Source organism: Antarcticibacterium sp. 1MA-6-2 (genome assembly GCF_021535135.1).
Classification (GTDB): Bacteria; Bacteroidota; Bacteroidia; order Flavobacteriales; family Flavobacteriaceae; genus Gillisia.
In genome coordinates this window covers 3,027,162-3,047,100 of record NZ_CP091036.1, presented here as the reverse complement: position 1 = coordinate 3,047,100, position 19,939 = coordinate 3,027,162, and the positions used below count along the sequence as shown (strand labels likewise).

Sequence of the window (19,939 nt, the reverse complement as noted above, 5' to 3'; positions counted from 1 at the left end):
TTATATATTTTAAAATTAGTTATTAATGTGCTGCTCCTAAAACGTTGATTCCAAAAAACTCCCGGTAACTATGAGGATTTTCAATAGTACCTCTTTCAGAAACTAAATTTATTTTAATATTCCTTTCCTCTGCCGTAACAGAAAAATCGTCTAAAATTTCCAGAACGTCCAGGTCCAGGGCTTTTGTTTTTGTTACATCTAATGTAAGATAAGTATTCTCTGGTAATGCATATAATTCTCTTTGGATAGCTGCTTTGTTGAGGAAAGTAACCTCTTCTGCAAATTCCATTTTAATAGTATGCACTCCATTGGATTTATCTTCGATGTGAAGGAAATGAGAATTCCTGTAACTGTTGATAAGAATTGTAATCACCCCCACAGCAAGTCCCAGTAAGATCCCTACTAGTAGATCTGTGGCAACTATTGCAACTACAGTAACCGTGAATGGTATAAACTGCGACTTTCCAAGTTTCCACATGGTGATGAACTGTTTTGGATTTGCCAGTTTATAACCAATGATTAAGAGAACAGCAGCAAGAACCCCAAGAGGAATAAGATTAAGATATTCTGCAATAAACATTACACTTATTAAAAGGAAAAAACCATGTATAATGGCAGATAATTTAGTTCTACCTCCGTTCATCACATTTGCAGTACTACGTACGATAACCTGTGTAATTGGCAAACCTCCTACTAAACCCGAGAATGTATTTCCAACTCCCTGGGCGATAAGTTCCCTGTTAGTGGGAGTAACTCTCTTATGAGGGTCGAGTTTATCTGTTGCTTCCACACTTAGAAGGGTTTCAAGACTGGCTACAATAGCAATCGTTATGGCTACAATGTAAACCTGAGTGTTTCCCATTTCACTAAAGTCGGGAAAGGTAAACTGGTTGAAGAAATCCAAAGGATTTTCCGGTACCGGAACAGAGACCAAATTATTCCCGGTAATTTCCAGAACAGATCCTGCTCCACTAAAAAAGAGCTGATATATAATTCCCACAATTACCGCAACTAATGGCCCCGGAATGAGCTTAAAGATTTTGTGCTTCTTTGCCAGCACCTTATCCCAAACTAATAAAATTGCAAGGGAAATTGCAGTAATTAAAATTACTCCCGGAGCTATGGCGTCTATCATATGGCCAAGACTTCTAAAAAGATCATAACCTGTGGTTTCAAAGAATGCAAACGGTGTTTCTCCCTCTTCATATCCCAAAGCAAGAGGTATTTGTTTTAAGAAAATGATGATTCCAATTGCAGATAACATTCCTTTTATAACAGACGATGGAAAGAAATAACCAATAACTCCCGCCTTTAAAAATCCCATTAAGATTTGCAAAAGACCCGCAAGGACTACTGCTACAAGAAATAATTCATAGCTTCCAAGGTCTGAAATTGCAGTTAACACCACTACCGCAAGACTGGCTGCGGGGCCACTTACTCCAATTGAAGAACCGGAAATTGAACCTACTACAATTCCTCCTATAATTCCTGCTATAATTCCTGAAAAAAGTGGTGCTCCACTAGCGAGTGCAATTCCAAGACATAAAGGAAGTGCAACAAAAAATACTACCAAACTTGCAGGCAAGTCAGCTTTTACGTGCTTAAACATATACAAATATTTATTACAGGACCTCATTTGAAAGTCCCGAAAACTGTTTTACTAAAATTGAGAGATTACCAGGCTTGCGAGTTGAAATAGAAACTCCTCCCGGATCTTTATAAAGATCACGTCACAGTAGCAACCAAAAGTCGCGTGGTAATAAAACTGAAGTGTTTAAGCTTGTTTGGGTGGTGGAGAAAGAACATCAAGAAATATTAATCGATATCCTTCTTTGTAGTAATGATTAAATGCACTTTGTTCCTTAAGAAAATGTAAACTGGAATAACCTGGATGTGGATCCTGAATGTTATATTCAAATGTTATTCCTGTTTTAGAAGAATTTTCTTCTTCATTGGCAGTAAATGCTGAAGAAATGTTCACGTCCTTATCTATTAAAGTCACCACAGTGGGAGTCGCAATGAATCCCAGGAAGATGAATAGAAATAATAAGGCGAAATTTTTCTTCATAATTTGCAAAAATAGAACATAAACTCAATTAGAAAAGCCTGTTCTAATCATTTAATTTTAAATTAACATAGAAAATACTTATGGTTAAAGGAATTTGAGATAGCTTTTATCTGTCCAGCCCTGTAAACCATTGGCCAGTTCAAATTTAACCCAGTCCTGATAAGTTTCTATGATTTCAATTTTTGTTCCTTCGTGTAATGTGAAAATTTCTTCGCTCCGCTGTGTGGGTTCACTTCTTACCTCAGCTTCTTCAGTAAATATAACAGCAAACTGTTCACTGGTTACATAACTTTTCTGCTGAAAGGCAAACACCACAGCAAACAACATTCCCCCTACTGCTATCATAGACAAAGTAAAGAATAACCTCTTCTGAAATGTTTTTCTGCTGAAGTAATAGATCAGGAAAAAGATCGAAAACATTACAGCGAGGCTAATCGCCAGCCATCCCCATTCGTTATAATCTAAAACAGAAACAGTATCTTTCCAAATGGCAGTAAAACCGCTTTTTTGAACCTCCTCAATGTCGTCTATCGCCATATTACGGGCAAACTCAATATTGTTCTTAATGTCCTGATCATTGGGATTTAACTGTAGTGCTTTTTCGTAGTAGTATATAGAGGGAGCAATATTATTAAGTTTGTAATGTGCATTCCCAAGGTTGTAATACAACTCATCTGATGTTTCGCCACTATTCAGGATCTCTTCATAGTTTTCTATAGCTGCCTCGTAATTCCCATTATTGTATGCAGCATTTCCTGCTTCAAAAAGAGCATCATTCTGGCCCAGTAAGGGCATTGTAAATAGAAAAATGAGATAAAATAACTTCTTCATTTCCACATTCTGATTTTAAAGTTGTTTATCCATTGCAGAAAGAACTCTGGCAGCCTTCTCATAGTCCTGCTGCATTTCTACATTGGAAGAAGGAGTATAGCGTGCAAATTCACAGCTCCTCAACAAGGAGATGAACTCTGCTGAAGTTTCCTCATCTACCTTCTTCTCTGCCAGCAATGAGCTTATTCTTTCTTTAGTCATTTCACTGGTTTGAATATGTAGCTTTGCCTTGAGATAATTATGGAGGGAGCGTTCAAGAGCTTCATAAAAAAGTTTTTGGTCTCCAAGATTTCTCCTGGCCTCAGAAAGATATTTTTTTGCCAGCCTGTTAGCCTTTTTAATTCTGTTTCCCTGTACATCATTTGCAATGGCCTCACGTTTTTTACCCAGAAGAATTGCCCCCAGCACAACTACCATTGGCAAAACCATAAGGCTCCAGAAAACCCAGGAGCCCAAAAAACTCCCTGAATTTACTTAGCTGTAGATCAGCTCTAAGTTTAATGTATCTAAATTGTGTACCTGTTATATCGAGTGGTTGTTTTGTCACTCCTCCCCCAGGAGCTAAGCATTGAACTTCCTGCGGGAGCTTTATCTACTTCGAGCACAATTTCTTCAGAAGTGAGGGTTTTATAAGTTTCTGTAGAAGGATCGAAATAAGAAAATGAAAGTTGCGGGATAGGATATTTCCCCTGCCTCGTAGGAATGACAGTATAAGAGTCGGTAATACTTCCCTGGGTGCCATTAAGATCAGTCCTCACATTCTCTGTTCTTTCAGCTTCATATCTCTCCAGGGAGGGCGGGACCTGCAGTTCTGGGAGATCAAACAACTTAAGGTTGCCGTTACCATTCACCTGCACCTTTACATTCATAGATTCAGTAGCAGCAAGTTCTGTGCGGCTTGGGGTGACCTTAAAATTGTATTTTCCCACTGCTCCACTAAATCCAATGGGTTTTCCCTGCTCCGGTAAAGGTTTTACATTAATTGTTCTTTTTCCTGCAGCAACTGTTTTATCTATGGTGGTGTACAACCTCCCGCCAAAGATATCCCGCCTGTCACTGGGAACGTCTACAGAAACTGAAAGGGTTAAAGGTTCTATATCCAGTTCACCTGTCTTCTGGGGATAAAGTATTGTCTTTCTAAGAACCACAAAACGATATGGTTCTCCCTCATATTCCCCTGTTTCTATTTTAAGCTGCCTTATATCTATATTTTGGCTCCAAAAGTCACTAAACACAGGGCTATCCATTTCCCTCCAGTTGCTCACACTTATACGCGGACTTACGTAAAGCTTGTAAACAACAGTTATTGCCTGATTCAAATAAGGGTTGGCATTGGAAATTTCGGCAACCAGGTGGAGATTATCACTCGCAACCAAATCTGAATTGTTACCATCGGTAGGCTCTTCTACTGCTGCAGTTACTTCAACCTGGATAGGCGAAGTTTTATATACATCCCCGTCTACTGTTATTTCTGCCTGGCCAATTGTGAACTTTCCCCGTGCCGTAGGTGCAAGGAAAAAACTGTATGTCTTGGAATAAGTACGTTTCCCATTTATCCATTGGTTGCTAACCATTTGGTTAGGACCTCCTACAACGGTAAACCCGCTGAAAGACGGAGCTCTAAAATTATCCCCATCCTGATTCATTTCGAAATCTACCCTAAGCCGCTCATTTACTCCCAGCTTTTGCTTGCTCGCTTTGGCTTCAAATTTTACCTGCGCAAAACCTGCCGATGAAAGCATTAAGAAAAATGACAGTATGAAAAATTTCAATTTCATTCTTGTTCAATCAAATTATTTGACGGTAAACTTCAGGAAATGTTACCAGTCTTTTTCGGTTCGCACTTTTGCCCCCTTAACCTTTTCTGCGTTTACTTTATCCTGCACCTTCTTCTCCTCGTTATTCATGGCTTCTAATAAACTTTTTATTTGCTGAGGAGATAACTGGCCAGGCTGGGGCTGTTGAGGTTGTTGGGGTTCCCCATCCTCTTTTTGTTCTTTTGGCTCTCCTTTGTCATCTGGTTTTTCCGGCTCCTGCTTAGGATCTTCTTTTTTCTCCCCGCCTTTATCTTCTTTATCCTCGCCTTCCTGTTTATCTTTTTCCTGCTCTCCCTGGTCTCCTTTATTCTTTTCGTCCTCGTTCTTTTCTTCCTCGTCCTTCTTGTCATCTCCACCACCACCCTGAGGATCTTCCTTTTCTAACTTTTGTTTGGCCAGGGCAAGATTGTAGCGTGTTTCTTCATCATTGGGATTATTGCGGAGTGCATTTTTATATGCATCCACTGCTTCTTTATACTTCTTCTGCTCCATAAAAGAGTTTCCCATGTTATGGAAAATCTTGTGCTTATCCTCTTTAGCTTCTGCCACTTTTGCTGCCTGTTCTAACCTTGAAACAGCCTGTGCAGGTTTTTCCTTTCCATAGTACATATTTGCCATATTATACCTGGCCTTTACACTTTCATAATTTTTGGCTACAGCCTCCCGGTAAGATGCTTCAGCTGAAGAAAAATCATTTTCAGAAAGATGATCTTCGGCATCACGCATTAGGGTATTGGTCTCCCGCTCTATCTTTTTATCTTCCTGCTGAAGGGATTGAGCTGAAACTGAATTCAGAAAAAAGAAGAACCCCGGCAGCATTAAGAACACCTGAAGATCCTTCAAATATGTATTATTTCTCATTTCTTGTTTCTACTTTCATTAAATAGATTTAATCTCTTGATCCAGGCGGTTTTTCTTTCCAGAAGGAACACATCTACCAATAACAAAATTATTGCCAGACCCAAAAACCACTGAAACTGGGACTGATATTCAGCAAATTGACGATCATCAAATTGAGTTTTGTCAAGATCCTGAAGGAATTCTGTCATTTTTTCAGTTACCTCAGCAGTTACATTTCCATTTATATACTCGCCCTTTGAGGCTGCGGCTATATCGCTTAGCGTCTCCTCATTAAGACGGGTAATTACGGTTTCACCGTTCTGGTCCTTTTTATAACTCTGTACTATTCCACCTCGTTTCATTGGAATAGGTCCTCCTTTTGCAGTACCCACTCCTATGGTAATAATTCTTATTCCCTGTTCTGCAGCTTCCCGTGCAACTTCATCTACATTACCAATATGATCTTCCCCGTCGCTTATGATCACCAGCACTTTACTGGTAGGATCTGCCGGATTAAAATATGTTTGCGCCATTTCTATGGCTTCATTTATCGCCGTTCCCTGCGAAGAAACCATATCTGTATTCATTGCCTGCAAGAACATCTTTGCCGATCCGTAATCTGTCGTTATTGGCAACTGCGGAAAAGCGCTCCCGGCATAGGCGATAATTCCAATCCTGTCACTGGCAAGGTTATTTATAATTTGCGTTACCAGCTGCTTGGTTTTCTCCAGCCTGTTTGGTGCAACATCCTCTGCCTCCATACTTTTAGAGACGTCAATGGCAAAAACGATGTCTATCCCTTCCCGGGTAATCGTTTCCATTTCCGTGCCAAGTTTTGGATTTACGAGGGCAATACACATACTTGCCAGGGCAAGGAGCATAATGGTAAATTTAAGGCCGGGTTTAAACCAGGATTTATCCGGGCTTAGCTTTTTAAGCATTTCGGGGGAGGCAAATTGTTTTTGTTTCCGCTTTTTCCAATAAAAAAGTAAAGCGTAAAAAACCATCAGCACCGGGATGATGAGCAATAGCCAAAAATATTTTTCTTCTTCTAAAACGAACATTCTTTATGCTGCTATTTGTGCTGAAAATCTTTCAGCTATATAAAACTTCTGAAAATTGTGAACCTTAAAAGAAGTTCCATTATTAACAATAGTCCTGCAATTAGGAGGAATGGCCTAAACCTTTCTTCATAGTTGTAGTACTTAAATTCTTCAATTTCTGTTTTCTCAAGGGCATCTATTTCCTCATAGATCTCTTCCAGCTTCTCGTTGTTGGTAGCTCTAAAGTATTTACCATTGGTGGCCTGGGCAATTTCCTGCAAAAGCTGCTCATCGATCTCTCTGAGTACATTCCCGTACTGGAACTGCCCGTTTGATAATATTCCCAAGGGTGAAAGTGCCATTCCATTACTCCCCACTCCTATGGTATATACTTTTATGCCGTACTCCACGGCTAGTTCGCTGGCAATTTTAGGATCAATAAAACCCGCGTTATTTACTCCATCTGTAAGGAGGATGATCACTTTACTCTTAGCCTTACTATCTTTTAGTCGATTTACAGATGTTGCCAACCCCATCCCTATTGCTGTTCCAGTTTCGAGAACATTGTTGTATTCAATATCCTCAAGAGCATTAAGTACAACTGCCTTGTCGCTGGTTACAGGGGTAAGGGTAAAGCTTTCGCTTAAGCATACACAACAAGTCCTATTCTGTCTGTAGGCCTTCCCTCAATAAATTCTGCTGCTACTTCTTTTAATGCCTCGAGACGGTTTGGTTTTAGATCCCGCGCCAGCATACTTGCAGAAATGTCTATGGAAAGGACTATATCGATCCCCTGTGTAGAGGTAGTCCTGCTGGAGACATCTGTAGTACGCGGCCTTGCCATTGCTACAATTATAAATGCCAGGGCCAGTAGACGCAGCAAAAATAAACCGTGTCTTAAGGCGGGAAGAATGCTTTTGCGGGTTTTAAATCCTTTTACACTCGAAATTCTTAGCTCTGCCTGCTGTTTATTCCTCTTCCAGAAATACCAGGCAGCTACAAATGGCAGGATCGCCAAAAGCCAGAAAAACCCGGGATTTTCAAACGTGAAATTTGTCAGCATTGTCTTATATTATTTTATAAATTCTACAGAATTAATTATTCTGCCAGCGATTTCTTCAGCAAACTCGTCCTGCTCATCATAAATAACAGTAATCTGTTGAAAACCTCCACCTACAGAGAAGTTTAGAATACTATACTCCTTACTTATATATTCTCCTTCCTTGCGAGGATGCTCCATTTCTAAAGTCCCAAAAACCTTTACACCTTCTACTCCTTCCAGCGTGGTAAATTCTTCATCTTTAACTATGATATTTCTGGCTCCCTGTTGCTCAAGATTTGTATAAATTCCTTCTACCGCTTTATCAAGATCAAATTTTGCACCCTGGTTAAATTTCATCGTTGTAAGAACAACGTAAAGATCCTCGGCCAGATCACCATCTTTAAAAGTTTCGCTGCCAACCATCATTGCTTTTACATCATCAGGAAGCTCTATTTCTCCTCTTTTTAAGACCCGGGGCGTGTTTACAGCAACTGCAGGATCACCATATTCACTGCTTATCCATTCTCCTTCCATCAACTCTTTCGTAGGATTTCCAAATACAGTATGAGTTAAGTAGGTAAAGCCGCGTGTAGAGATAATTACTGATATCGCAATTACAATTATGACAGCTCCTGCGGTGGAAGCCATTATGATCTTACGGCGTTTCTTTTTCCTTAGCTGTGCCTGCCTGTATTCCTCATCCTTTAATAACTCCTCTTCAGTAGGTTCAGGAATTGCAGCTTTAGTATCTTTAATTACAAATTCGATTTTAGATCTGTCTCCTTTTGCCGTAATTATATCTGGCCGGGAATTTGCAAATTTGGCAAGATCTGCCCGTTGTAAAATGATTTTAAGATCATCTATGGTCTGGCGGCTAAGTTTTAATTCACCGCTTTTCATTTTTTCTTCAAGTTCCAGAATAAGTTCAGAAGTGGTGCTCTCCATTGCCCTTAAATGCACCTCATCCTCAATATACCTTCGCACGGCTTCAGTTAATTTAGAATAATATTCTTTGGTTTGCCTGTTCTCGAGTAGGTGGGATTCATCCAGTTGTTGAAGTTCAAACAGCGCCCGCTCATATGGCGGTAATTGTTTGGCTGCTTCCTGCCTCTTTTTCCTCCTGCGTAGCAAGAAAAATACCAGGGCAGCAAGGACTAATACTGCAAGGATTATCCAGATCCACGGAAAAAATGAAAAACCTGAGGGTACTTCCATCGCAGGTTTTATAGCATACATCTTTTGTTTGGTGGTATCTACAACAACATCATTAACTTCAACCAGAAGAGAATCTGTATAAAACGGATTTTCATTAATAAGTACCCGCTGGGATGGAATAGTGTAACTCCCTGAATCGAATTGTGTAAGTAAATATTCTTTGATAAGCCTGTACCCGTTGTCCTGTCTGGAAGTATCTGCTGCCAAAGACTCTACAACTTCCATAGGATTAAAGGTTTCGCCTTCAGGAAAAACCACAAGACTGGAAGGATTTGTTTCTACGCTAATCTTATAGGAAATTTGCTCCCCAATTTTAATTGCTGTAGTATCAATGTTTGCTTCAACTTTTGCATCCTGGGAATAAGCAGCAAAACAAAATAGGAACGACAGAGCAAATAAGAAAAGCTAGCTGGACCGGGTGTAGTCCCTTCTAAAGATCACAGAGAAAGGCAGAATAAGTATATAAAAAATAGCACTGTACCTTATAAAACTGTTTTTCATTATACTATCTTATCCTCTTGTTTTAAAATAACCCAATAATTTCTTCACGTAGCTCTCTCCCACGCGTGTACTCAACATTCCTGCTCCACTTTTAGAAAAACTTTCCCTAAAGTAATCTTCCCTCTCCTTAAAATAAGCTTCATAAGATCTTCTTACAGATTTGGAGCCTGTATTCACCATTATAAGTTCACCAGATTCCCTGTCCAACATTTGTACCAGACCCACATTTGGAATACTTTCTTCTCGTTCGTCATAAACTCTAATTCCCGTCACATCGTGTTTTCCACTGATGATCTTTAAAGTTTGACGGTAATCATCCACCAGGAAATCTGAAAGCACAAAGATGATAGCCTTTTTCTTAATTACGTTGGAAACATATTTTAAAGCTTCAGCGAGATTAGTATCTTTCCCTTTTGGCTTAAATTCCAGTAATTCACGTATGATCCTCAAAACGTGGGACCTTCCCTTTTTTGGAGGAATAAACAATTCCATTTGATCTGAAAAAAGCAAAAGACCGATTTTATCGTTATTTTGAGTTGCAGAAAAAGCGAGAGTAGCTGCAATTTCAGTTATAACTTCTTTTTTAAATTGTTCTCTTGAACCAAATAATTCAGATCCTGATACATCTACCACGAGCATCATCGTGAGCTCCCTTTCCTCTTCAAACACCTTTACAAAAGGTTCATTATAGCGGGCAGTGACATTCCAGTCTATATTTCGTACATCATCCCCAAATTGATATTCCCGAACTTCACTAAAAGTCATACCACGGCCTTTGAAGCTGGAATGATATTCTCCTCCAAATATATTATTACTGAGACGCCTGGTTTTGATCTCAATTTTCCTAACCTTCTTAAGTAGCTCTTTAGTATCCATATTAAGCTCCCTCGCTAATCCTCTCTCAAAAGCAGAGAAATTTATGAGGTCTTCGCAATTTTAATTTTTCATTTCAGAAAAACTTGTGGTGATTTTTTTAATCGGAGATGTTTCTTTTCGGGGTACAAAGGATTCTATGGGACTTCTACTTCGTTTATGATTTTACTTATAATATCTTCAGAAGTAATATTTTCAGCCTCGGCCTCATAAGTAAGTCCAATCCTGTGTCGCAATACGTCATATACTACTGCCCGTACATCCTCAGGAATAACATATCCCCTTCTCTTAATAAATGCGTAACATTTTGCTGCGGTTGCAAGATTAATACTTCCTCTTGGTGAAGCACCAAAATTAATTAATGGAGCCAGATCAGAAAGTTTATATTTATCTGGCGTACGTGTTGCAAATACTATATCAAGAATGTATTTTTCAATCTTTTCATCCATGTATACCTCCCGTACTGCTGCCTGCGCCCGTGCAATCTGCTCAAGTGTCACTACCTGGTTTACCTTTTCAAATCCACCTCTCAAATTTGCCCTTACAATTAATTGTTCGTCGGCCATTTGAGGATATTTAATAACAGTTTTCAGCATAAAACGGTCAACCTGAGCTTCTGGCAAAGGATATGTTCCTTCCTGCTCCACCGGGTTTTGAGTCGCCATAACCAGGAACGGCTAAGTCGAGCTTAAAAGTTTCATCCCCTATGGTTACCTGTTTTTCCTGCATCGCCTCCAGAAGTGCCGACTGGACTTTTGCGGGTGCCCGGTTGATCTCATCGGCAAGTACGAAATTGGCAAAAATAGGACCTTTCTTTATACTGAAGTCATTGAGCTTCATATTGTAGATCATCGTACCCACGACATCTGCGGGTAAAAGGTCTGGCGTAAACTGAATTCTGCTGAAGCTACCGTGAACAGCTTGAGACAAAGTATTTATTGCAAGTGTCTTTGCAAGACCGGGAACCCCTTCCAACAGGATGTGACCCTGACCCAACAAACCTATTAACAGACGTTCTACCATTGTCTTTTGACCCACAATCACCTTGTTAATTTCATTGATAAGCAGGTCTACAAAAGCGCTCTCCCTTTCAATTTTCTCATTCAGGCTGGATATGTCTATAGAAGCGTTGTTTTCTATCATAAATATTTATTTTAAAATACGTGAAGATATTCACAAATTACCAACGAAGCAAATAGAAAAATATTGGCAAAGAATAGAAAAAGCTCTAAAATAAAAAAGGCCGCCGAAGCGACCTTTTAATTTTACTTAAACATTTTTATTCAAAAAAGATAGTTTCAAGATCTGTCGTTTGCCCGGAAGTTACCACAATATTATTAAGAGTTTTTGCCTCATAACCTGTAGTAGCATCAGGAGTAACAGTAATTTGGTAGGTTCCTGCAGGAACTCCGTTTAAAGAAAAAGTACCGTTAGCATCTGTATAAGCAGAAATCTCATTAGTAGCATTTTTAGCTTTCACTACACTTTGAGTTAACGATGGCTGTATCTCTCCCATAATTGTTCCGGTAGCTTCCATAGTAGTCACTCTAATTACTGGTTTAAGAGAATATCCTCCAGCAGATCCTGCAGACACTATAGATTGGTCTACATTAAAATCTAACAGAAATTCATATTCTTCACCTGCTTCAAGAGTTTCATTCACCTGAAGCTTTAACCCAGATTGTTGCGCACTTGGTGTACTTAGAGCCTGGCTTTCACCATCAATAACAACTGTATTGTTTTCACCTAATACCAACCTGATTTGAGTAAGGGGTCCAGCAGGTACTTCAGCATCGGCTAAAAGCTCAGTTATACCTCCGGTAAGTTCAAGAAGGTCATATATTCCTGTTTTAACACCTGGAAGGCTTACCCATCCTTCCTCTTCTCCAGCTGAGGCATCGCGTTTTATTCTAACATCTTTTACTTCTATAAGAACTGACTCAAAATCTCCAGGGGCATCTGTAAGCCTTATCATTAACCTGGCGGTGTCTTCATTCATTTTGTCATCATCATCGCTACAGCTCGCAAATGAAGTTAAAGCTACAACGGCTAAAAGTAACCCGGCAAATTTTCTAAGTTTTAGTTTTCCAGAAAACATTTTCATATTTTAATTGATTTAAGTTTGACCTCAAAACGCAGTAATTGTACATTCATTTTAGTGAAACTACGGGTTTAACAATTTTTAACAATCCCTAAATGATGGATAAAACTATAACTACCTTAGAGGCAGAGGATTTAATGAAATATAAAATATATCACTTAGACAATATTTAACACACATGAGAACAGCACTAATTACAGCGCAACCAGTGGGATTGGCCGCTCCACCGCAATTGCCTTTTCAAAATTAGGTTATAACCTTATTATCTGCGGAAGAAGAAAAGATGCACTTGAACAGCTAAAAGCTGAAGTGGGCACTGAAGTTAAAGTTGCCACCCTGCAATTTGATGTAAGAAACAGATCTGAAGTTTTTGAGCAAATAAACAGCCTTTCTCAGGAATTTAAGAATATAGATATCCTCGTAAACAACGCAGGCAATGCCCACGGCCTGGAACCCATTCAGAAAGGAAATATAGACGATTGGGACGCTATGCTGGACATCAATGTTAAGGGACTGCTCTATGTGAGCAAAGCTGTTATTCCCGGAATGATTGAAAGAAAAAGAGGGCATATAATCAACGTGGGCTCTACTGCCGGAAAAGAAGTTTATCCAAATGGAAATGTTTATTGCGCCAGCAAGTTTGCTGTAGATGCAATTAACCAGGGAATGCGTATAGACCTCAACAAAACCGGAATAAAAGTTGGAGCAGTGAACCCGGGACTTACAAAAACGGGTTTTAGCAACGTAAGATTTAAAGGAGATGACAATAGAGCAGAAAAGGTTTATGAAGGTTTTGAACCTTTAATGCCGGAAGACATTGCCCAAATTATTTCTTTTATGGTCACAGTTCCGCAACACGTTAATATTGCAGATCTTACTGTAATGCCCTCGGCACAAGCTAGTAGTACGATAGTTAATCGGAAATAACTGCAATATTATTCATTACTTACCGGAGCAAATTCAAATCCAATTTTTTCTATATTAATTCTACTTATGTTTATTTTGAGTAATGGCTAAAATCCAAAATTTTGAAGATCCTGGGATTTACCAAGTGGCCAGAATAAAATGTAAAAATGTTCGGAATCTAATTGCCTCTGCACCACTTGAGCGGGATTATAAGTTACGGGACCAAATTAATAGAACCTCTATGGACAATATTGCTGAAGGATTTGGAAGAGGTGGAAATAAAGAATTAATTCAGTTCCTTGGGTTTTCCGTGGTTCAAATATTGAAACCCGGGTCCCATTAGAAAGAGCCTTTGATAGAAAACAAATTTCTGAAGAAAAATTCCGGCTTCTTTATAAAGAGTCAGAAAATTTGAAGGAACAAATATTAAAATTTAATAATTACCCGTAGAGCTCAAAAAAGAAAGGTTCTAAAGCGATTAACAGAGACGTACTAATTGTATAAAACAGAGAACTAATAATAAATAATAGAAATAAAGAATAAAATAACTTCAATGATCAATAAACGTCTCCTGATTAAGAACCTCCTGGCTCATAATGATGAGAACAGCTTTTATGACAAAAAGCGAAGGCTTAACATTGATCAAAAAGAAGGTAAAGCAAAATTTTTAAAGCACGTGTGTGCTCTGGCCAATTCAAATCCCAATAATAATTCATACATAGTAATTGGCGTTGAAGATGAAGACAACAGCATAATAAGCGTGGATTTTTTTGATGACAGTAAGATCCAGAATCTTGTTAACGCTTACCTTTCAAATCCTCCCCTGGTTTCTTATGAGAATATTCCCTTTCCTCACCTGCCCGACGATCTGGTGGTTGGCCTGGTCACAATTAGACCAAACAGTGGTGAAATATGTTCCCTGCGAAAGAACATCTGGAAATATTATGGGGGAGCTGTTTTTTTTAGGGAAGGCAGCATAAGCATGCCTAAAGTCTTTGACATAAAGATGAAAGACGTAAATTCTGCCATAGTTACTGCTATAGAAAACCATTCTCATAACAACATTGAACTCACCCTGGGGGGAGTTTTTGACTTTATGAAGAAGAGAAAAGATTTTCATCCCACCTATAAAGTTTTTAAAGAATATTTCGTGGTTTGCTGGTAGTAAGGTAAAAAAGAATAAAAATGAAGTTTATTTTTCCCGGGTAGATATTGAATTGATAAATGAACAGGTAAAATTATTTTACTCAGATCTTGATGAGGTGAGTATTAATATTGACAGTGACAGGTTTACTATAATTGAATATGTAAATCTGGGTCTTCAGGATAAATTCCAGTATTACCCTTTAGAGGAAGTTAATATAAGATTCAAAGAGAATGCGACCTATGACATTACCACTAAATTATTGTTTAATCCGCCGCAGTTTGATAAAAAAATCCTGTACCATATCTATAATTCTAACAATGCGCTTATAACGAAATTGAAAAATGGGAATAAATTAACTCCCGGAGAAGAAAAAGACCTTTTAAATTTGGCACCTACTTATTTAATCTGTTATTTAAATAATTTTGATAAGGCTATAGAGATACTTGAAGCTGCTAAAGATGTGCTGCGGGATTATAGTGAGAAAGTTTATCAATCGTACAAAGAGACTATGAGAATTTTAAGAAAAATGAAATACAGCTAAAAATGTCTAAAGGAAGAACAATAGCAATAGGAGACATACACGGGGGGTTAAAAGCCCTTGTTCAATTATTAAAGAAAATACAGGTAACGACAGATGATAAATTGATCTTTCTGGGAGACTATGTTGATGGCTGGAGCGACAGTGCAAATGTTGTGAGTTACCTTATTGAACTTGGAAAACAAAACACCTGTGTATTTTTAAGAGGAAATCATGATGACCTTACTCACAGATGGTTAAAAACAGGGGAGTTAAATGAACAATGGCTTCAGCATGGAGGCCAGTCCAGTATGGACGCTTATCGAAATTTTTCAGAAGAACAAATTGCAGCCCATATAAAGTTTTTTGATCAAATGGTTAATTATTATATTGATAAAGAAGAACGACTCTTCGTACACGCAGGTTTTACAAACTTACACGGCCCGAAGCAGGAATACCACAACACAGGTTATTATTGGGATCGTACACTTTGGGAAACAGCACTTTCCTTAAACCCGGGATTATCTCCTTCTCACGATTATTACCCTAAGCGTCTGGGTTTATTTAGGGAAATCTTTATTGGACACACTCCTACCACACGAATTGGGAAAGAGGAGCCCGTAAATGCGGGAAATGTTTGGAATATAGATACTTAGGTGCAGCATTCAAAGGAAAATTATCTGCACTGGATATAAATTCCAAAGAAATATGGCAAAGTGACCATGTTTACAAGCTTTATCCGGAAGAAGAAGGGAGAAATTAAGATTTTTTTATACCCTTAAGCCCTAATTACTTAGTATATTTGGTGCAAAATCATTTTTAGCATCATTCTTGATTAGTGCAACTTTAAAAACGAAATTAGCCAGCGCTTTACAGAAACATATTTTGTATTGTTTGGTCCCTAATAAAAAAAGCTATGGCCTTAGATAATATTAGATTAGAAGTCATGAAAACGGTGGAGAAATCCATTGATCAATTTGTGGAAAAATACCTTATCCCTGTGGAAGACATCTGGCAACCTACTGACCTGCTTCCAAACCTCCAGAATGAAAATTATATGGACGAAATTGTTCAAATAAGAGAAGAGGCAAAAGAACTTGGATATGACTTTTGGGTTGTTTTAGTAGCCGACATGGTTACTGAAGAAGCTTTACCAACTTATGAATCCTGGTTAATGGATATGGAAGGCGTAGAGCAACACGGCGCAAGCAGTGGCCAGCAAAATGGATGGGCGAAATGGATACGGCACTGGACAGGTGAAGAAACCTAGCACGGTGACACTTTAAATAAGTATTTATATCTTTCCGGAAGGGTAGATATGCGCGAGATCGAAAAAACCACTCAATACCTTATTAATGATGGTTTTGACATTGGTACAGGACGTGATCCCTATAAAAATTTCGTTTACACCAGTTTCCAGGAACTTGCTACAAATATTTCCCACAAGAGAGTTGGGCAACTTGCAAAGAAGAAAGGAAATAAGATGCTAGCAAAGATGTGTAGTATTATAGCGGGGGACGAAATGAGACACCACCTTGCCTACAGGGAATTTGTAAAGACTATTTTTGAGTATGATCCCAGCGAAATGATGCTGGCTTTCAATGATATGATGAAGAAGAAAATAGTTATGCCCGCCCAATTTATAAGAGAAAGCGGCCAGGGAATTGCTGAAGCTTTTGAAAATTTTTCAAACGCAGCTCAGCGCCTTGGGGTTTATACCACATACGATTACATAGATATTTTACAAAAGTTGAATGACTATTGGGAAATTGATAAGTATACCTCCCTAACAGATGAAGCCGAAAAAGCAAGAGATTATCTTATGGCCCTGCCAGACAGGATGACCCGGATTGCTAACCGGATTGCAGTACCGCAGGACCAACACCAATTTAAGTGGGTGGAGGCAAACGGAAGACTATAGATCGCTAAAAAAATATATAAAAATCCCGTTCCTTCCAGGAGCGGGGTTTTTCTTTTAGGGTAGCTTCAGATTTTTGCTGATGTAAAATCCTGCTAACGCTTTAGCTCTATCCAGACAGGACAGTGATCACTGGTTTTTTCCCAGCCACGTACCTCAAGGTCTACTCCCGCATTCACGAGATTCTTTTCCAAATGCGGGCTCAGCAAAAAATGATCTATTCGTAAACCTGTATTACGTTCATAAGCTTTTCTGAAATAGTCAAAGAAGGTATAGATCGTTTCATTGGGATAAAGTTTACGTATAGCATCTGTCCATCCCTGATCTACAAGATTCTCAAAAGCTGAACGCACTTCTGGTCTAAAGAGAGCATCGTTCTTCCATTTTTCGGGTTTGTAAACATCCAGCTCTGTAGGCATTACATTAAAGTCCCCTGCCAGTATAACCTAGGTGAATCGAGAGCCAGAAGCTCCTGAGCGCGCGCTGTAAGTCTTTCAAACCACCGGAGTTTATAATCAAATTTTGGCCCGGGAGCAGGATTACCGTTGGGGAGGTAGAGACAAGCTATTAATACATCCTCTACAAGTGCTTCAATATACCTGCTCTGTTCATCTTCAGGATCTCCGGCGAGACCACGTCCAATTTCATTGATCTCGAGGTTACGGGTGAGAATGGCGACTCCGTTCCATTGCTTTTGTCCATGCCATAGGGCATTATATCCCGCATCTGCTATAGCCTTTTCGGGAAATTTTTCATTAGGGGCTTTTAATTCCTGTAAACAAACTACATCTGGTTTGGCCAATTCCAGCCATCGCAGTAAGACCTAAGCAATCGGCCGTTTACCCCATTAACATTATAAGTCGCTATTTTCATAGTAATTCAAGTTAAAACATAAGGTACTAAAAATGATTCCGATGTTAGAAGAAATTCCATCTCTTCAACCTGGTTTTGCTAATTTTTAACCTTTTTTCAGGCAGTGGTTTTATCGTAATATCTTTCCGACTTCATTCCTACAGGAAAGAAATATTAGTGGCTGTGAACCAGAAATTCTTAACTTTAAGATCTAATCTTTATAAGTTATCTTCAACTGGCAAAAATCCCTCATTAACAACTTCTTTTTATGATATTAAAAAAACTCCTGCTCCTTCAGGCAATAGTCCTGTTGTTTTTGGTTTCTGAAACCTTTTCACAAACTACCAAAGAGGCAATTGAAATTGATGATCTTCTCAGCTTAAAAACAGTGGCTAATCCTCGTGTGAGTCCAGACGGGAAATGGATAGCATTTACTGTAAGAGAAATTGACATTGTTAAGGATAAGAATGATACAAGGATCTGGATGATATCTGCCAAAGGAGGAGAACCTATTCCTATGACTGGAAAAGGTTATACCGCCAACTCTCCCAGATGGAGCCCTGATAACAAATATCTTTCTTTTATTGCTTCCAGAGACGGGGGAAAAGCCCAGGTATGGACCCTCAATAGAATGGGAGGAGAGGCAGAACAGCTCACAAAAATTAAACAAGGTGTCTCTGATTACGAATGGTCGCCGGACGGAAAGAAATTATTAATGTTGTTGCGGGATCCAAAGCCCGAAGATCTTACCAAAGACAAAGAAGATGATAAAAAACCAAAGCCATACGTCATCGACAGATTGCAATTTAAACGTGACTATGTGGGCTACCTTGACAGATACAGAACCCATCTCTATACTTTCACTCCGGGAGATTCCACTGCCACACAAATTACTTTTGGAGACTTTGATGCTTCCAGCCCCGCCTGGAGTCCCGATGGATCTTCTATAGCTTTTGTTAGCAACAGAACCGAGGAACCAGATGGAAATACAAATTCAGATATTTGGATAGTTCCTGCAATTAACCCAGGTAAAGAAAAATCTCCTTTCCAGGTCACGAAAAATGAAAATGCCGATTCTGCACCTTCCTGGAGTCCAGATGGAAAATATATTACTTACACTACGGTAACAGATGGAGACGCCATATGGTATGCTACAGAAAAACTAGCTGTAATTTCTGCATCCGGGGAAGAACCTAAAATATTAACTAAGGAGCTCGACAGAAATGTTCGAAATCCCGAATTTTCAGCTGATGGTAAATCTATTTTCTTTATTCTGGAGGAACAGGGATCAACAATGCTCGCTTCTGTAAATCCATCAGGAGGAAATATTACAAGATATGCAAAAGGAGAGACTACAGTAGACGATTTTTCTGTTGCAGGAGGTGTAACTGCAGCCTTAGTAGGAAATCTCCTCGAGCCTTCTGAAATTTATACTCTTCAGAAGGACAATTTCATTAAATTGACAAATATAAATAAGGAATTTCTGGAGGACATTAAAAACCCGTCAATTGAAAAGATTAGTTTTAAAAGTGAAGATGGGACAGATGTAGAGGGTTTTGTTGTTAAACCAGTGGATTTTGACAAATCCAAAAAATATCCCGCAATAGTATGGATCCACGGTGGACCTGTGGCACAATATGAACACTCTTTTCACGCTACTGCCCAACTTTTTGCTGCTAATGGATATGTAACCTTACTTATAAATCCACGGGGATCGAGCGGGTACGGACAGGAATTTTCTCAGGCTATTTTTGCCGACTGGGGAAATCTGGATTTTCAGGATATTATGGCAGGAGTTGATCACGTTATTAAGGAAGGCTATGTAGATCCTGAAAAATTGGGAGTAGGCGGCTGGTCCTATGGGGGCGTTCTCACCAATCATGTAATTACAAAAACTAACAGGTTTAAGGGTGCAATTTCAGGGGCCAGTGAAGCCCTTTACAGAACAAACTATGGACATGATCATTATCAATTGCTTTGGGAAAAAGAACTTGGATTGCCGTGGGAAAATGCTGAAGCCTGGGAAAGAATCTCACCTTTTAATGATGTGGATAAAATTACCACCCCTACACTGTGGATAGGCGGTAGCGATGACTGGAATGTTCCAATCATAAATTCTGAACAAATGTACCAGGCAATGAAACGTCTTGGAGTGGAAACTCAACTTATTGTATATCCGGGTGAATTTCACGGGATCTCACGTCCCTCTTTTGTAAAGGACAGATATGAACGTTATCTCAATTGGTTCGACACATATGTCAAATAAAG

Annotated in this window: 15 protein-coding genes and 5 pseudogenes; 6 read left to right on the top strand and 14 right to left on the bottom strand. The window is 39.0% G+C overall.

All coding sequences use genetic code 11. The features are described from left to right. Positions 1-22: 22 nt before the first annotated feature. From LZ575_RS15540 to LZ575_RS15490, 12 genes and pseudogenes are all read right to left on the bottom strand, one after another. On the bottom strand, positions 23-1,609 hold the full coding sequence (locus tag LZ575_RS15540; protein ID WP_235325424.1) for a SulP family inorganic anion transporter: 1,587 nt from the start codon (positions 1,607-1,609) through the stop codon (positions 23-25). A gap of 165 nt (positions 1,610-1,774) precedes the next feature. Then, on the bottom strand, positions 1,775-2,068 hold the full coding sequence (locus tag LZ575_RS15535; protein WP_235325422.1) for a hypothetical protein: 294 nt from the start codon (positions 2,066-2,068) through the stop codon (positions 1,775-1,777). A gap of 84 nt (positions 2,069-2,152) precedes the next feature. Next, complete coding sequence (locus tag LZ575_RS15530; RefSeq protein ID WP_235325420.1) at positions 2,153-2,899, bottom strand: tetratricopeptide repeat protein; 747 nt, start codon at positions 2,897-2,899, stop codon at positions 2,153-2,155. 15 nt (positions 2,900-2,914) lie between these two features. Further along, the gene (locus tag LZ575_RS23885) at positions 2,915-3,355 is read right to left on the bottom strand and encodes a hypothetical protein (protein ID WP_311195824.1); all 441 of its coding nucleotides are present in this window, start codon (positions 3,353-3,355) and stop codon (positions 2,915-2,917) included. Between the two features lie 50 nt (positions 3,356-3,405). Next, positions 3,406-4,677 carry a BatD family protein gene (locus LZ575_RS15525; protein ID WP_311195823.1) on the bottom strand — a complete coding sequence of 424 codons (1,272 nt, stop codon included), beginning with the start codon at positions 4,675-4,677 and terminating at the stop codon, positions 3,406-3,408. 42 nt (positions 4,678-4,719) lie between these two features. Next, on the bottom strand, positions 4,720-5,577 hold the full coding sequence (locus LZ575_RS15520; protein WP_235325418.1) for a tetratricopeptide repeat protein: 858 nt from the start codon (positions 5,575-5,577) through the stop codon (positions 4,720-4,722). Further along, entirely contained in the window at positions 5,574-6,620 is a 1,047-nt protein-coding gene (locus tag LZ575_RS15515; protein WP_235325416.1) for a VWA domain-containing protein, read from the bottom strand. Before LZ575_RS15515 ends, LZ575_RS15520 begins: the two co-directional genes overlap by 4 nt. 35 nt (positions 6,621-6,655) lie before the next feature. Continuing rightward, positions 6,656-7,662: pseudogene (locus tag LZ575_RS15510) on the bottom strand (vWA domain-containing protein). A gap of 9 nt (positions 7,663-7,671) precedes the next feature. Then, positions 7,672-9,081 (bottom strand): DUF4381 domain-containing protein, encoded by a 1,410-nt coding sequence (locus LZ575_RS15505; RefSeq protein WP_235325414.1) that lies wholly within the window; start codon positions 9,079-9,081, stop codon positions 7,672-7,674. 285 nt (positions 9,082-9,366) lie between these two features. Beyond that, positions 9,367-10,233: a DUF58 domain-containing protein gene (locus LZ575_RS15500; protein WP_235325412.1), complete on the bottom strand. Its 867-nt coding sequence runs from the start codon at positions 10,231-10,233 to the stop codon at positions 9,367-9,369. Between the two features lie 134 nt (positions 10,234-10,367). After that, positions 10,368-11,373: pseudogene (locus LZ575_RS15495) on the bottom strand (AAA family ATPase). 136 nt (positions 11,374-11,509) lie between these two features. Beyond that, positions 11,510-12,334, bottom strand: a complete 825-nt coding sequence (locus LZ575_RS15490) for a DUF4382 domain-containing protein (RefSeq protein ID WP_235325410.1) — start codon at positions 12,332-12,334, stop codon at positions 11,510-11,512. Between the two features lie 162 nt (positions 12,335-12,496). On the opposite strand from LZ575_RS15490, the gene LZ575_RS15485 reads away from it, so the two are divergent. The 5 genes and pseudogenes from LZ575_RS15485 (at position 12,497) to LZ575_RS15465 (ending at position 16,822) form a co-directional block, all read left to right on the top strand. Next, positions 12,497-13,258, top strand: coding sequence for an SDR family NAD(P)-dependent oxidoreductase (locus LZ575_RS15485; RefSeq protein WP_235330754.1), 762 nt, complete (start codon positions 12,497-12,499; stop codon positions 13,256-13,258). 82 nt (positions 13,259-13,340) lie between these two features. Continuing rightward, entirely contained in the window at positions 13,341-13,580 is a 240-nt protein-coding gene (locus tag LZ575_RS15480; RefSeq protein ID WP_235325408.1) for a four helix bundle protein, read from the top strand. A 210-nt stretch (positions 13,581-13,790) separates the two neighbouring features. Continuing rightward, a pseudogene (locus tag LZ575_RS15475) lies at positions 13,791-14,925 on the top strand (ATP-binding protein). 2 nt (positions 14,926-14,927) lie between these two features. Continuing rightward, positions 14,928-15,664, top strand: a pseudogene (locus LZ575_RS15470) (metallophosphoesterase family protein). Between the two features lie 153 nt (positions 15,665-15,817). After that, positions 15,818-16,822, top strand: a pseudogene (locus tag LZ575_RS15465) (acyl-ACP desaturase). A 92-nt stretch (positions 16,823-16,914) separates the two neighbouring features. Here the strand turns inward: LZ575_RS15465 and LZ575_RS15460 are convergent. Continuing rightward, positions 16,915-17,238: an exodeoxyribonuclease III gene (locus tag LZ575_RS15460; protein WP_235325406.1), complete on the bottom strand. Its 324-nt coding sequence runs from the start codon at positions 17,236-17,238 to the stop codon at positions 16,915-16,917. Next, complete coding sequence (locus tag LZ575_RS15455) at positions 17,238-17,621, bottom strand: endonuclease/exonuclease/phosphatase family protein (protein WP_235325404.1); 384 nt, start codon at positions 17,619-17,621, stop codon at positions 17,238-17,240. Before LZ575_RS15455 ends, LZ575_RS15460 begins: the two co-directional genes overlap by 1 nt. Positions 17,622-17,939: 318 nt before the next feature. Here LZ575_RS15455 and LZ575_RS15450 point away from each other — a divergent pair, with 318 nt between their 5' ends. Beyond that, a complete protein-coding gene (locus tag LZ575_RS15450) occupies positions 17,940-19,937 on the top strand; it encodes a S9 family peptidase (protein ID WP_235325402.1) in 1,998 nt (665 codons plus the stop codon). Positions 19,938-19,939: the final 2 nt, after the last annotated feature.

Bases quoted from the DNA above. Each gene is read 5' to 3' on its own strand.
- LZ575_RS15535 (WP_235325422.1), bottom strand. From the start codon at position 2,068: ATGAAGAAAAATTTCGCCTTATTATTTCTATTCATCTTCCTGGGATTC.
- LZ575_RS15500 (WP_235325412.1), bottom strand. From the start codon at position 10,233: ATGGATACTAAAGAGCTACTTAAGAAGGTTAGGAAAATTGAGATCAAA.
- LZ575_RS15525 (WP_311195823.1), bottom strand. From the start codon at position 4,677: ATGAAATTGAAATTTTTCATACTGTCATTTTTCTTAATGCTTTCATCG.
- LZ575_RS15515 (WP_235325416.1), bottom strand. From the start codon at position 6,620: ATGTTCGTTTTAGAAGAAGAAAAATATTTTTGGCTATTGCTCATCATC.
- LZ575_RS15460 (WP_235325406.1), bottom strand. From the start codon at position 17,238: ATGCCTACAGAGCTGGATGTTTACAAACCCGAAAAATGGAAGAACGAT.
- LZ575_RS15480 (WP_235325408.1), top strand. From the start codon at position 13,341: ATGGCTAAAATCCAAAATTTTGAAGATCCTGGGATTTACCAAGTGGCC.
- LZ575_RS15540 (WP_235325424.1), bottom strand. From the start codon at position 1,609: ATGTTTAAGCACGTAAAAGCTGACTTGCCTGCAAGTTTGGTAGTATTT.
- LZ575_RS15520 (WP_235325418.1), bottom strand. From the start codon at position 5,577: ATGAGAAATAATACATATTTGAAGGATCTTCAGGTGTTCTTAATGCTG.
- LZ575_RS15530 (WP_235325420.1), bottom strand. From the start codon at position 2,899: ATGAAGAAGTTATTTTATCTCATTTTTCTATTTACAATGCCCTTACTG.
- LZ575_RS15490 (WP_235325410.1), bottom strand. From the start codon at position 12,334: ATGAAAATGTTTTCTGGAAAACTAAAACTTAGAAAATTTGCCGGGTTA.
- LZ575_RS15505 (WP_235325414.1), bottom strand. From the start codon at position 9,081: ATGGAAGTTGTAGAGTCTTTGGCAGCAGATACTTCCAGACAGGACAAC.
- LZ575_RS15450 (WP_235325402.1), top strand. From the start codon at position 17,940: ATGATATTAAAAAAACTCCTGCTCCTTCAGGCAATAGTCCTGTTGTTT.